This is a genomic window from Faecalibacterium sp. PGM34, from assembly GCF_054456555.1.
On record NZ_CM136898.1, the window covers coordinates 995,170 to 1,008,412 of the forward strand.

The following is a 13,243-nucleotide window of genomic DNA, read 5'->3' on the forward strand; positions in this document are numbered from 1 at the left end:
CTTTTTCCTGCTATCGCTTTACTTTCGTAAAAAATTGTGCCATAATGGGTGCAGTATTCCGGCTTTGCAAAAGCCACGCCCCGGCTCGGGAAAGCGGGGCGCAAACCACACAGAATGAGGGGTAAACGTTATGAGCAAGATCATCATCCCGGCAAACTACACACCCGCGCTGAACCTGTACGACACCCAGCGCGCTATCGGCACGGTGAAGCGGCTGTTCGCCGATACCCTGTGCGCCACGCTCAACCTGTACCGCGTGTCCGCACCGCTGTTTCTGGAGGCTTCCACCGGCCTGAATGACGACCTGAACGGCGTGGAGCGCAAGGTGACCTTTGACATCAAGGACAGCGGCACCGAGGCACAGGTAGTGCAGTCGTTGGCAAAGTGGAAGCGGCAGGCGCTGAAGGACTACGATTTCCGCGTGGGCAAGGGCCTGTACTGCGACATGAACGCCATCCGCCGGGACGAGGAGCTGGACAACCTCCACTCGGTCTATGTGGATCAGTGGGACTGGGAAAAGATCATCACGGTGGAGGACCGCAACGAGACCTACCTGAAAAACGTGGTGCGCTGCATCGTGTCTGCGGTGTGCGCCACCGAGATGAACCTGCACGCCATGTTCCCCCAGCTGCAGGAACTGCCCCTGCACACCCCCAACGTGACCTTTGTCACCACACAGGAGCTGGAGGACAAGTACCCCGATCTGACCCCGAAGGAGCGGGAGAACGCCTTTGTCAAGGAGAACGGCACCACCTTCCTGATGAAGATCGGTGCACCCCTGCGCAGTGGCAAGCCCCACGACGGCCGCGCCCCGGACTATGACGACTGGGATCTGAACGGCGATTTGCTGTTCTGGAACGACCCGCTGCAGTGCAGCTACGAGCTGAGCAGCATGGGCATCCGCGTCAGCCCGGAAAGCATGGACAGGCAGCTGACCATGGCGGGCTGCGACGACCGCCGCACCCTGCCTTTCCACAAGGCAGTGCTGGCTGGCGAGCTGCCCTACACCATCGGCGGCGGCATCGGCCAGAGCCGCCTGTGCATGCTGCTGCTGGGCAGTGTCCACATTGGTGAGGTGCAGGCCAGCGTCTGGGACAAGGCCACCCGCGAGGCCTGCGCCAAGGCCGGTATCCCGCTGCTGTAAGCGGAACGTTTCTTCGGCGGAAAATATGTTTGATTTGAAATACAGCCAAGCCTGCGGGCTTGGCTGTATTTTGTTTTCATGGGTGGTTCAGATACACCCTAAAATAAAAAGCATGGTTTTGCGTCTATTCTGCAAACTTTTTGTGAACCCTATTGACAAAGTAGGTGGATAGGAGTATATTTTTAGCAGTCGAGCAGATAGAGTGCTAAAAACAAAACAAATCGCCCCGCAGGAGGTGCGCAAGACCATGAAGAAGAACATCTATACATTTCAATCACGGCTCTGCCGCCGCCGGGCGCGGAGCTGTTAGCACAGAACTTGTCCGTCCGCTAAAATGAACCTTCCGGTATGAATGGAGGCTTGACTTTATGAATACCAATCAATATACCCAAAAGACCCTTGAGGCTTTACAGGCAGCCCAGCAGCTGGCTGTGGAGTACCAGCACAACGCACTGGAACCCGCCCACCTGCTGCACGCACTGGCTGCGCAGGAAAACGGCCTGATCCCCCAGCTGCTGCAAAAGCTGAACGTTGACCCCGGCAGCTTTGCCGCCGCCGTGGCGGAAAAGCTTTCCGCACTGCCCCGGGTGTCCGGCTCCGGCCGTGACCCCGATAAGGTCTATATCTCGCAGGCCACCGATAAGGTGCTCAGCGCCGCCGCCCGCGAGGCCAAGGCTATGAAGGATGACTTCATCAGCGTGGAGCACCTGTTCCTTGGCCTGCTGGACGAGCAGGATCAGACCACCAGCGAGCTGTTCCGCGCCTTCAACCTGAAAAAAGACGCCTTTTTGCAGCAGCTTACCGCCGTGCGCGGCAACCAGCGGGTGACCACCGATAACCCGGAGGACACCTACAACGCATTGCAGAAGTACGGTCAGGATCTGGTGGAGCTTGCCCGCAAGCAGAAGCTGGATCCCGTCATTGGCCGTGATCAGGAGATCCGCAATGTGATCCGAATCCTGTCCCGTAAGACCAAAAACAACCCCTGCCTCATCGGCGAGCCCGGCGTTGGTAAAACCGCCATCGCCGAGGGTCTGGCGCAGCGGATCGTGCGCGGCGATGTGCCCGAAAACCTGAAAGACCGCACCGTGTTCAGCTTGGACATGGGCGCTCTGGTGGCAGGTGCAAAGTACCGCGGCGAGTTTGAGGAGCGCTTGAAGAGCGTACTGAACGAGGTGAAGAAGAGCGAGGGCAAGATCATCCTCTTCATCGATGAGCTGCACACCATCGTGGGTGCCGGTAAGACCGACGGCGCTATGGACGCAGGCAACCTGCTCAAGCCCATGCTGGCGCGGGGCGAGCTGCACTGCATCGGCGCGACCACGTTGGACGAGTACCGCCAGTATATCGAAAAAGACCCCGCACTGGAGCGCCGGTTCCAGCCGGTGCAGGTGGATGAGCCTACCGTGGAGGATACCATCTCCATTCTGCGCGGCTTGAAGGAGCGATATGAGGTGTTCCACGGCGTAAAGATCAACGACAACGCCCTGATCGCCGCTGCTACCCTTTCCGACCGCTATATCACCGACCGCTTCCTGCCGGATAAGGCCATCGACCTTGTGGATGAGGCCTGCGCCATGATCAAGACCGAGATGGACAGTATGCCCAGCGAGATGGACGATCTGGCACACCGCATCACCCAGCTGCAGATCGAGCAGGTGAGCCTGAAAAAAGAGACCGATGCCCTGAGCCAGAGCCGTTTGAAGGATCTGGAAAAGGAGCTTGCCGAGCTGCAGGATAAGTTCCGCAGCATGAAGGCAAAGTGGGAGAACGAGAAGAACGCCATCAGCAAGGTGCAGACCCTGCGCGAGCAGATCGAGCAGACCAATGCCGCCATCGAGAAAGCCCAGCGCGAGTACGACCTGAACAAGGCCGCCGAGCTGAAGTACGGCAAGCTGCCCCAGCTGCAAAAGCAGCTGGCCGAAGAGGAAAAGGTGGCTGCCGCCAAAAAGGAGGACAGCCTGCTGCGTGACCGCGTGACCGACGAGGAAATCGCCCGCATCGTGGCACGCTGGACCGGCATCCCGGTAGAAAAGCTGGTGGAGGGTGAGCGCGAGAAGCTGCTGCATCTGGACGATGTGCTGCATCAGCGGGTCATCGGTCAGGACGAGGCCGTGACCAAGGTGAGCGAGGCTATCCTGCGCAGCCGCGCCGGTATCGCCAACCCCAACCGCCCCATCGGCAGCTTCCTGTTCCTTGGCCCCACCGGCGTCGGCAAGACCGAGCTTGCCAAGGCGCTGGCACAGGCCTTGTTTGACGACGAGCGCAACATGGTGCGTATCGATATGACCGAATATATGGAGAAGTTCAGCGTCAGCCGTCTGATCGGCGCGCCTCCGGGATATGTCGGTTATGAAGAGGGCGGCCAGCTGACCGAGGCTGTGCGCCGCAAGCCTTACAGCGTGGTGCTGTTCGATGAGGTGGAAAAAGCTCACCCCGATGTGTTCAACATCCTGCTGCAGGTGCTGGACGATGGCCGCATTACCGATAGTCAGGGCCGCACCGTGGACTTCAAGAACACGGTCATCATCCTGACCTCCAACCTTGGCAGCGATATCATCCTGAACGATCTGGAGCAGCGCCGTGCGCAGGGCTCCAACGAGCTGAGCGAGGACGCAAAGCATCAGATCGATCTGCTGCTCAAGAGCAAGTTCCGTCCTGAATTTTTGAACCGTCTGGACGAGATCGTCTACTACAAGAGCCTGACCAAGGATGAGATGCGCAAGATCGTGGATCTGCAGCTGCAGGATCTGCGCAACCGCATGGAAGAGGGCAAGCACCTCAAGCTGGAGGTCACCACCGCCGCCAAGGACTTCATCATTGATTCTGCCTACGACAGTGTTTATGGTGCACGTCCCATCAAGCGCTTCATCCAGAGCCGCGTGGAGACCCTGATCGCCAAGGCCATCATCAAGGGCAATTATGCCGAGGGCGATACCCTGACGGTGGATTATGACGGCAGCGCACTGGTTTTACGCTAAATTTTACAGCTTTTGTACGCGGATAACAGGCCAAAAGCTTGCACCCATGTGCAGAATATGCTATTATAAAAAGTAACATTGATGTGCTTTTCATCGTGAAAATGGCAACGATGGAAAGCACATTTTTGTATGTAGGATTTTGACCCACTGTTGTTGATGCCTTGGCTCCCCCTTTGGGGGAGCTGCTGAGCGGAAGCGAAGCTGAGAGGGCGAGGGTGTTAAAGCAAGGCACACTGGCTCGCCCTCTCCGTCATTGCTGACGCAATGCCACCTCTCCCAAAGGGAGAGGCAAGAGCCGGGCGACATCCAAATCTAAAAAACAGAAAGTTGAGTGTGATTTCCCTTTTTATGGACGATGGCAGTAGTATGACGCTCTGGGTAGCGCTGGTAGTATTGGTGGCATTCTCCGCCTTTTTCTCCGCCTCCGAGACCGCATTTTCTTCCCTGAATCAGATCCGCCTGAAAAGCCGCGCCGAGGACGGCGACACCTCTGCCGCCCGGGTGCTGGCAATGGCTGAAAAATACGATAAGCTGCTTTCCACCATCCTTATTGGCAACAATATCGTGAACATTGCAGCAGCTTCCATCGGCACCATCATTTTCACCAAGATGCTGGGTGCAGAGCGGGGCGCTACGGTGTCCACTATGGTGCTGACCGTGGTGGTGCTGATCTTTGGCGAGGTGACCCCCAAGAGCCTTGCCAAGGAGATGCCGGAAACGGTAGCCACTGCGGTTGCACCGGCGCTCAGCCTGCTGATGCTGGTATTTACCCCGCTGACATGGCTGTTCAGCCAGTGGAAGCGTTTTCTGGGGCACTTTGTCCACAGCACCGAGGAGGACACCATCACCGAGGGTGAGCTGATGACTATGGTCAGCGAGGCCGAGAATGACGGCGAACTGACCGACCGGGAAAGCGAACTGATCCGCAGCGCCATCGAGTTTGATGACGTGGAGGTGGAAGAGATCCTGACCCCCCGCGTGGATGTGATCGCGGTGGAGGACGATCTGCCGCTGGAAGAGGTGGCACAGACCTTTGCGGAATCCGGCTACTCCCGTCTGCCGGTGTACCACGACACCATTGATAACATCATTGGTGTGGTACATGAAAAGGACTTCTACATGGCACGCCTGAAAAAGGAGACCAAGCTGGAGGATCTGGTCAAGCCCACCCTCTACACCACCGGCTCCACCCAGATCTCCCAGCTGCTGCGCACCCTGCGCGAACAGCACCATCACATGGCTGTGGTGGTGGACGAGTACGGCGGCACCGAGGGCATCATCACGCTGGAGGACATTCTGGAGGAGCTGGTAGGCGAGATCTGGGATGAGCACGACGAGGTGACCGAGGACTTCCGCAAGCAGTCGGACGGCAGTTGGATCGTGCTGGGCAGTGCCGGTGTGGACGACCTGTACGAGCGGCTGGGTCTGCCGGAGGACGAGGATATTGACTCCAACACGGTGAACGGTCTGGTGCAGGAAAAGACCTGCCGTCTGCCTAAGGTGGGCGACCGCTTTACGCTGGGCAGCTACGACGGTGTGGTTACCCGCACCGCCAAGCGCCGCGTGACCGAGGTGCGTCTGACCCCGGCGGAAAAGCCCGACTCCAAAAAGGACGAAGAGGAAAAAGGCCACTTTGGCCGGATAACCTCTAAATAAAACACCGACCGGCTGCTGCACACAAAACGTGCGGCAGCCGGTTTTGTTCAAGGCTTGGCGAGGGATGTTCTCTTTTGACACCAAAAGAGAACCAGAAAAGTGCCAGCGATTTCGACGCGCTGGAGCCACGAAAAAGGGGCTGCTCGCCCCTTTTAACCCCAAAGCAGAGGGCTGCACCGGAAAAAACTGAAGATTCACGCCTGATCGGCGTGAAGATCTTTTAACCGTTTTTTCCGGCTCCGCCGATTCAAAGCCCCTCAGTCTCGCTACGCTCGACAGCTCCCCCCGAGGAGCCTTTGGCATGGCGACAAAGTTTCCGGCTCAACCGCAAAGTGTGCGGGCGTGCCCGCTCCCCCTCGGGGGAGCTGTCGCGCAGCGACTGAGGGGCTTTTAATGGAGAAGCGAAAAAAGCGTTAAAGCGCTAGCGCCGACTGGCGCAGCGCTAGCTTTTTTGTGCTTCGACTTCTTCTTTAGGATTGTCAAGGGCGTGCAGCCCTTGGCGATGGGTTGCGGCACCCAGCATCCGCTTCGTGCCTTGGGCGGCACTCGCGTCTTGCTGGCCGCTGCCCCAACAACTCCTCCCTGTTTCCGCCGCTGGCGGCGGTCGCAGTTGTTGCATTGCGGGGTGGGTGGAGTCCAGAGGTAGGGAGGGGGGGAGTCGGAACACCCCTCCCTGCCTCTGGCCCAGCGGAGCGTCCCTGCACGCTGATGGCAAGCAGGAACTTCCCCTGCGAAGCAGAGCGCATTTAAAATCGTCTAATTTGCCTATAAAAAATCCCCTCGGCGAGCAGCGCCGGGGGATTTTTTTCAAGATTTACTTAGGCTGACGGCCGATATAGGCCAGAATGCCGCCGTCGGCGTAGAGGATCTGGCCGTTCACAAAGTCGGATGCGTGGCTGGCAAGGAACACGCAGGGGCCAACCATGTCCTCCGGGTTGCCCCAGCGGCCTGCGGGGGTCTTGGCAACGATGAACTGGTCAAAGGGATGACGGCTGCCGTCCGGCTGACGCTCGCGCAGGGGAGCGGTCTGGGCGGTGGCAATGTAGCCGGGGCCCATGCCGTTGCACTGGATGTTGTACTCGCCGTACTCGGAGGCGATGTTCTTGGTCAGCATCTTCAGTGCGCCCTTGGCAGCGGCGTAGGCAGAGACGGTCTCGCGGCCCAGCTCGCTCATCATGGAGCAGATGTTGATGATCTTGCCTTCGCGCTTTTCCATCATGTCGGGCAGCACGGCCTTGGAGCAGTTGAAAGCACCGCCCACATGGACGTCGATTACACGCATAAAGTCGGCGTGGCTCATCTCGATCATGGGCACGCGCTTCATCAGGCCGGCGTTGTTCACCAGAATGTCCACCGGGCCGACCTCGGTCTTGATCTTTGCCACCATGGCGTTTACGGCAGCCTCGTCGGAAACGTCTGCCACATAGCCGTGGGCGTCGATGCCGGCAGCCTTGTAGGCGGCCATGCCTTTCTCCAAGCTGGCCTCAGAGGAGCAGTTGAAGCAGATGACGGCGCCGCACTTGGCCATGCCCTCTGCGATGGAAAAACCGATGCCGTGGGCACCGCCGGTGATCAGGGCTATCTTGCCCTGCAGGTTGAATGCAGACAGATCCATGATGTTCTCCTTTTTTACAGTATCCAAGTTAATTTTTTAGCAAAACGCCCCGTACCGGCAACCCGGTACGGGGCGTTTGATTGGTGCTTTTTAGCGCAGGTCAGTGGTAGCGATGTTGTCCATGTCGTCAAACTCCATGTTCTCGCCGCCCATTGCCCAGATAAACGTATAGTTCGAGGTGCCTACGCCGCTGTGAATGCTCCAGGAGGGGCTGATGACAGCATCCTCGTTGTGCATCACGATGTGGCGGGTCTGGGTAGGCTCGCCGCACATATGGAACACCACCTGCCCCTCGGGCAGTTCAAAGTAGGTATAGATCTCCATGCGCCGCTCGTGGGTGTGGCTGGGCATCGTGTTCCAGTTGGAACCCGGTGCCAGTTCGGTCATACCCATGCTCAGCTGGCAGGTCTTCAGCACATCCGGGTGGATGAACTGGTTGATGGTGCGCTTGTTGCAGGTGTCCACGCTGCCCAGCGGGCGGTGGTTTGCATCAGCCATCTTGATCAGACGGGTCTGGTAAGCGCAGTGTGCCGGAGCGGAGACCATGTAGAACTTGGCGGGATGCTCCGGGTCGGCGGAAGCAAAGGTGACTTCCTTGGTGCCCTGCGTAATGTACAGGCAGTCTTTATAGCCCAGCTCGTACTTTACGCCGTCGGCCACCACGATGCCGGTGGAATCCTTGCCGATGTTGAACATGCCGATCTCGCGGCGCTCCAGGAAGTAGTGGGTGCCGAAGTTGGCCCAGATGTCGATGCCCTTGTCGATGGACACGGTCTCGTGCACTGGCATACAGCCCAGCGTGACCATACGGTCCACATGGCTGTAAACGGCCACGACTTCATCTGCCTTGTACAGGCCGGTGATCAGCATCTCGTCCCGCATTTCCTCGGTGGTATAGCGCTTGAAATCCTTCTGGTTGCAGGAATAACGGATATCCATAACGGACTCCCTCCTGCACTTAGCGCTGGATACGGCCGGAACCGTCGCCGCCGGCCAGCTTCTCGACCTCGGACACGGTCATCATGTTGTAGTCGCCCTCGATGGAGTGCTTCAGAGCGGAAGCTGCAACTGCGAACTCCACAGCCTCCTGGGTGCTCTTGCCGGTCAGCAGGCTGTAGATCAGGCCGCCGCCGAAGGAGTCGCCGCCGCCAACGCGGTCGATGATGTGCAGGTCGTACTTCTTGGAGAAGCAGTACTCGTTGGAAGCAACATCGTACAGCATAGCGCTCCAGCCGTTGTCGAAGGCGCTGTGGCTCTCACGCAGGGTGATAGCGACCTTCTCGAAGTGGAACTTGTCAGCCAGCTGCTTGGCAACGCTCTTGTAGCCCTCAGCGTTCAGCTTGCCGCCGTAGATATCGGTAGCCTCGGCCTCGATGCCGAACACGTCCTTTGCGTCCTCCTCGTTGGAGATGCACACGTCAACGTACTGGCACAGATCGGTCATGGCAGCGCGGGCCTGCTCACGGGTCCACAGCTTGCCGCGGTAGTTCAGGTCGCAGCTGATCTTCACGCCGTGAGCCTTAGCAGCCTTGCAGGCCTCGCGGCAGATCTCGACAACGTTCTCGCCCAGAGCCGGGGTGATGCCGGTGAAGTGGAACCAATCCACGCCCTCGAAGATCTTCTCCCAATCAAAGTCGGAGGGCTGAGCCAGCTGGATCGCGCTGTTGGCACGGTCGTAGATGCAGACGGAACCACGCTGAGAAGCGCCCTTCTCGTTGTAGTAGATGCCCACACGGTCACCGCCGCGGGTAATCATGCTGGTATCAACGCCGTAGCGGCGCAGGCTGTTGACAGCGGCCTGACCGATCGCGTGTGTGGGGAGCTTGGTGACGAAGGCTGCGTCCAGACCGTAGTTGGCCAGAGAAACAGCAACGTTGGCCTCGCCGCCGCCGAAGCTGAACTCCAGGCTGTTAGCCTGAACGAAACGCTCGTAGTTGAAGGGCTGCAGACGGACCATCAGTTCGCCAAAAGTAACGACTTTCATTGGTTATTCTCCTTTATATCAGGTGTTTCATTCATCCCGCCGCAGGGCATACCCGCTGCGGCGGGGCTTTTACGGGTAAAAGGGGACAGGCGCTTATGCCTGCACCAGATGGAAGGCGAAGCCGCCGATCTCGTCTGCCATGTAGCAGGCAACGGTCTTGCCGTTCTTCACGTTCTTGCTGTCCAGATCGAACTTCACGCCGCGCTGAGACAGGTGGTAGATGGCGCGGTCCACGTTGTTGCAGCCGATGGCGATGTGGCCATTGGTGCCGCGGCCGGGCTTCTTCATGATCTCGAACTCCTTGTTGCCGACAAAGATGCTGGAGTTGCCGGGAGCGACCTTCATGTTCAGCATAGCGCCGATCAGGTTGGCCACCTTCATGGCCTCTTCCTCGTTGTCGGTGTTGATGCCAACGTGCAGCAGCTTCAGACCCAGCATGGTGTCAACAGCTTCCTTGCTCTGTGCGGTGATCTTTGCCCAGTCGCCGGCCTTGATCACGTCGCTCTTGCACATCCAGGTGCCGCCCACGGCAAAGATCTGGTCGTAGCCCAGATAATCGTTGACGTTCTTGGCGTTGACGCCGCCGGTGCACATCCAGCGTGCGCCCTTCAGGGCAGCGCCGATGTTCTTCAGCATGCCAACACCGCCGTTTGCCTCAGCGGGGAAGAACTTCAGGGCCTCGCAGCCCATGTTCATGGCCTGCTGCATCTCGCCTGCAGAGCAGGTGCCGGGCATCATGATACCGCCCTTGTCGATGACGTGCTTGCAGACCTCGGGGTCGAAGCCGGGAGCAACGATGAAGGAAGCACCGGCAGCCATAGCACGGTCAGCCTGCTCGCAGGTCAGAACGGTGCCGGCACCCAGCAGCATCTCGGGCATCTCCTCGTGGATCTTGCGGATGCACTCTTCAGCACAGGCAGTGCGGAAGGTGACCTCAGCTGCGGGCAGACCGCCCTCAGCCAGAGCCTTGCACAGGGGCAGGGCCTCATCAACGCTGTTGAAAGCGATAACAGGGATAATGCCGATCTGATAGACCTTTTCTACGATGGGATTCATAACGCATTTCTCCTTTTATGTTTGAACTCTCTCGGTGCGTCGGGCTGGCCCCTGCGGGCGCAATACCCCCATACGCGCTTATGTTACTAGTATAAACGAACAGGCCGTCTTTGGTAATACTCAACAAGCACAATGTTTTGCATAAGAGCTTGTATACATTGCACAAAAATGACGAATGACCCGAAAAAACGGGGCAGAAGCCGGTAAAAATGCTGGAAAATTGCTGCAAAAAATGGCTCAGATGCCAAGGGTTTCCAGAATCTCGGCCACACCGTCATGGTCGCAGTCGGCCTTGCTCACAAGGTGCGCCAGTGCCCGGATCTCCGGCATGCCGTTGGCCATCACAGCAGCCACCCCGGCCTTTTGCAGCATGGCGCGGTCGTTCTCGCTGTCGCCCACCGCAAGGGTGCATGCGTGCGGGACGCCCAGCCGGTCGGCCAGCGCGCGCAGCGCCTCGCCTTTGTCCACACCGGCGGCGGTCACCTCCACATTTTTCGGCGACCCCTGCACGATCTCTACGCCCGGGACGGCGCGGAAGCGGGGCAGCGCAGCCGCAGCCTGCTGCGGGTCCTCAAAGAACACGCAGAGCTTTTCAATGGCAAAGGCGTTGCGGCTCATCCACTCGGCTGCGTCCCGCAGGATGGTAAAGCGGCCATCGTTGGGCTGGCGCGCTTCGGTGCTGTCCTTCTTTGCTGCCCGGGCAGCGGCCAGCGCAATGCTGCGGGCATCGGTGCAGGCATATCCGTCCGAAAAAATGCGCAGGTCGGCGTGGCAGCTCTCGCAGACGGCAAAGGCTTCTCGGGCGGTCTCCACCGGCATCAGGCTGTGCAGCAGGCAGACCGGCGTGCTGGTGCGGTGCTCTTTCGCGTTGGAATAGCGGCTGTACACGGCGCCCACGGGGTCGCTGCCCAAGTCCCACACGGCGGCACCGTTGCAGGTGATGACGTAGCGGATGCCGGGCAGCTGCGCCACCTCCGGCGGCAGACTGGCCAGCGGACGCCCGGTGGCGGGCACGATGTACACGCCCTTGTCCACGGCGGCCTGCAAAGCGGCGCGGGTGCGGGGCGTGACGTGCCCCTCGCGGTTCAGCAGGGTGCCGTCCAGATCCAGCGCGACCAGACGGATGGCGGGAAATTCTTGTGGCATGACGTACTCCTTTTATAAATAAGATGCAGCTTGTTTTTATTGTATCGCAGGGAAAACATTTGCGCAAGTGGACGGAATGTGCTATAATAACACGTCAATTCACATAAAAAATAGGAGAAACGACATGAAACTTAGCCAACTGCGCAGCCGGTGCCGCCCGCACCTGTGGTATCAGCTGTACTGGGTGGTGTACCTGATCTGGTTCTTCTGGCTGGACCTCACCGTCACCGCCCCCAAATATATCCTGTACAGCCCGCTGGACGATCTGATCCCCTTCAACGAGTGGTTCGTGATCCCCTATTGCAGCTGGTTTTTGCTGCTGGCTGGGGTAACGGCGGCACTGTGGTGGTGCGATACCGCCAGCTACGATAAGCTTTGCCTGACCATGTTTTCCGGCATGACCTTCTGCCTGATCGTGTACATGATCCTGCCCAACGGGCTGGAGCTGCGCCCCGCCGTGGAGACCCTTGGCCGGGATAACCCGGCGCTGTGGGTCATGCAGCTGCTGTGGAAAGCAGACGCCGCCGTGAACGTCTGCCCCTCCATCCACTGCCAGAGCTCCGCCTGCATGGCAATGGCGTTCAGCCACAGCAAGCTGGCAGAGGGCAAGCCTCTGCGCAAGGTGCTGGCATGGGCGTGGGCGGCGCTGATCTGCCTGTCCACCGTGTTCACCAAGCAGCACTCGGTCATTGATGTGGCCTGCGGCCTGGCAGTGGCTTTTGTGTGGCTGCCGGTGGTGTACCGCCCGGTGCGGGCACTTCATTGAACAAAATAGCAAAAAAATGAGAGCAATTTTCGGTTGCTCCTGCTATTGACAGTTGCCCGGCAGTTGGGTAATATGGTCGTATACTAATATATTACAAGATTTACCACCAACTGATCCCGAAGGGAGAACACTGCAATGGCATCTTTGAGTGCGAGGGAACAGGCGTATCAGACCATCCGAAGTCGGATCATCACCATGGAGCTGAAGCCTGGCGACCCCCTGAATGACAGGGAACTTGCGGAGCAGATGGGCATCAGCCGCACCCCCATGCGGGAGGCGCTGATCATGCTCAACATTGCCCACATGGTGGACATCAAACCCCAGAGCGGTACCCATGTGGCGCCCATCGACCTGAAGCGGATGGAGCTGGAGCAGTTTGCCCGCTTCACCCTTGAAAAAGAGATCTTGAACCGCGTGCGCGGACGCCTGACCGACCAGCAGGAGCAGGAGTACCGGCAGGTCATTGAGAACTACCGCCTGCTGGAGGCGGACCTGACTCAGCCCAGCCGCGAGACCCGCCTGCTGGAACTGGACAATCAGTTCCACCGCAAGGCCTTTGAGATCACCGGCATGGAAGCACATTTTGACCATATGCTGGGCGAGCTGCAGCACGTGGAGCGCATCCGCAAGTTCAGCCTGCAGACCAACGAGAACAAATCCGTCTGCGCCGCCCACACCCGCATTCTGGAAATGGTACTGCACGGCACCGCCGATGAACTGGGCGAGGCGCTGGAAAGCCACCTGAATCGCTATAAGCTTTCGGTGGAGCAGGCGCGCAGCGTTCACCCGGAGTATTTCACCGAGGGGTGAAAAGAAATTGTTTAAATGTGGCTCCAAAACACCTGCAGGTGTTTTGGAGCCACATTTATTTATACAATATAAAAGCCCGCCGGCA

Annotated in this window: 10 protein-coding genes; 5 read left to right on the plus strand and 5 right to left on the minus strand. The window is 58.7% G+C overall.

The features are described 5' to 3' along the window. Window positions 1–130 precede the first annotated feature (130 nt). The 3 genes from asnA (at window position 131) to ACXPUX_RS04710 (ending at window position 5,781) form a co-directional block, all read left to right on the plus strand. Window positions 131–1,144, plus strand: coding sequence for an aspartate--ammonia ligase (gene asnA / locus ACXPUX_RS04700; RefSeq protein ID WP_112121019.1), 1,014 nt, complete (start codon window positions 131–133; stop codon window positions 1,142–1,144). Window positions 1,145–1,512: 368 nt separating this feature from the next. Then, window positions 1,513–4,125, plus strand: coding sequence for an ATP-dependent chaperone ClpB (gene clpB / locus ACXPUX_RS04705; protein ID WP_458830403.1), 2,613 nt, complete (start codon window positions 1,513–1,515; stop codon window positions 4,123–4,125). Window positions 4,126–4,473: 348 nt separating this feature from the next. Further along, window positions 4,474–5,781: an HlyC/CorC family transporter gene (locus ACXPUX_RS04710; protein ID WP_458831163.1), complete on the plus strand. Its 1,308-nt coding sequence runs from the start codon at window positions 4,474–4,476 to the stop codon at window positions 5,779–5,781. An 814-nt stretch (window positions 5,782–6,595) separates the two neighbouring features. On the opposite strand, the gene ACXPUX_RS04715 is transcribed toward ACXPUX_RS04710, so the two are convergent. The 5 genes from ACXPUX_RS04715 to ACXPUX_RS04735 all read right to left on the minus strand — a co-directional run bounded on the left by ACXPUX_RS04715 (window position 6,596) and on the right by ACXPUX_RS04735 (window position 11,582). Further along, window positions 6,596–7,396 (minus strand): gluconate 5-dehydrogenase, encoded by an 801-nt coding sequence (locus tag ACXPUX_RS04715; protein WP_458830405.1) that lies wholly within the window; start codon window positions 7,394–7,396, stop codon window positions 6,596–6,598. Between the two features lie 90 nt (window positions 7,397–7,486). Next, on the minus strand, window positions 7,487–8,335 hold the full coding sequence (kduI, locus tag ACXPUX_RS04720; RefSeq protein ID WP_005921078.1) for a 5-dehydro-4-deoxy-D-glucuronate isomerase: 849 nt from the start codon (window positions 8,333–8,335) through the stop codon (window positions 7,487–7,489). Between the two features lie 19 nt (window positions 8,336–8,354). After that, complete coding sequence (locus ACXPUX_RS04725; RefSeq protein WP_458830408.1) at window positions 8,355–9,380, minus strand: PfkB family carbohydrate kinase; 1,026 nt, start codon at window positions 9,378–9,380, stop codon at window positions 8,355–8,357. 93 nt (window positions 9,381–9,473) lie between these two features. Then, complete coding sequence (gene eda, locus ACXPUX_RS04730) at window positions 9,474–10,436, minus strand: bifunctional 4-hydroxy-2-oxoglutarate aldolase/2-dehydro-3-deoxy-phosphogluconate aldolase (protein ID WP_458830409.1); 963 nt, start codon at window positions 10,434–10,436, stop codon at window positions 9,474–9,476. 237 nt (window positions 10,437–10,673) lie between these two features. Further along, window positions 10,674–11,582, minus strand: a complete 909-nt coding sequence (locus tag ACXPUX_RS04735; RefSeq protein WP_458830410.1) for a Cof-type HAD-IIB family hydrolase — start codon at window positions 11,580–11,582, stop codon at window positions 10,674–10,676. 124 nt (window positions 11,583–11,706) lie between these two features. Between ACXPUX_RS04735 and ACXPUX_RS04740 the strand changes: the two genes are divergently transcribed. Both ACXPUX_RS04740 and ACXPUX_RS04745 read left to right on the plus strand, forming a co-directional pair. Next, window positions 11,707–12,348 (plus strand): phosphatase PAP2 family protein, encoded by a 642-nt coding sequence (locus ACXPUX_RS04740; protein WP_458830412.1) that lies wholly within the window; start codon window positions 11,707–11,709, stop codon window positions 12,346–12,348. A gap of 135 nt (window positions 12,349–12,483) precedes the next feature. Continuing rightward, on the plus strand, window positions 12,484–13,158 hold the full coding sequence (locus ACXPUX_RS04745; protein ID WP_458830413.1) for a GntR family transcriptional regulator: 675 nt from the start codon (window positions 12,484–12,486) through the stop codon (window positions 13,156–13,158). The last annotated feature ends 85 nt before the right edge of the window (window positions 13,159–13,243 follow it).

What these genes read in the sequence shown, in the direction of transcription:
- asnA (WP_112121019.1), top strand. Translation starts at nt 131, where the DNA reads ATGAGCAAGATCATCATCCCGGCAAACTACACACCCGCGCTGAACCTG.
- clpB (WP_458830403.1), top strand. Translation starts at nt 1,513, where the DNA reads ATGAATACCAATCAATATACCCAAAAGACCCTTGAGGCTTTACAGGCA.
- ACXPUX_RS04710 (WP_458831163.1), top strand. Translation starts at nt 4,474, where the DNA reads ATGGACGATGGCAGTAGTATGACGCTCTGGGTAGCGCTGGTAGTATTG.
- ACXPUX_RS04715 (WP_458830405.1), bottom strand. Translation starts at nt 7,396, where the DNA reads ATGGATCTGTCTGCATTCAACCTGCAGGGCAAGATAGCCCTGATCACC.
- kduI (WP_005921078.1), bottom strand. Translation starts at nt 8,335, where the DNA reads ATGGATATCCGTTATTCCTGCAACCAGAAGGATTTCAAGCGCTATACC.
- ACXPUX_RS04725 (WP_458830408.1), bottom strand. Translation starts at nt 9,380, where the DNA reads ATGAAAGTCGTTACTTTTGGCGAACTGATGGTCCGTCTGCAGCCCTTC.
- eda (WP_458830409.1), bottom strand. Translation starts at nt 10,436, where the DNA reads ATGAATCCCATCGTAGAAAAGGTCTATCAGATCGGCATTATCCCTGTT.
- ACXPUX_RS04735 (WP_458830410.1), bottom strand. Translation starts at nt 11,582, where the DNA reads ATGCCACAAGAATTTCCCGCCATCCGTCTGGTCGCGCTGGATCTGGAC.
- ACXPUX_RS04740 (WP_458830412.1), top strand. Translation starts at nt 11,707, where the DNA reads ATGAAACTTAGCCAACTGCGCAGCCGGTGCCGCCCGCACCTGTGGTAT.
- ACXPUX_RS04745 (WP_458830413.1), top strand. Translation starts at nt 12,484, where the DNA reads ATGGCATCTTTGAGTGCGAGGGAACAGGCGTATCAGACCATCCGAAGT.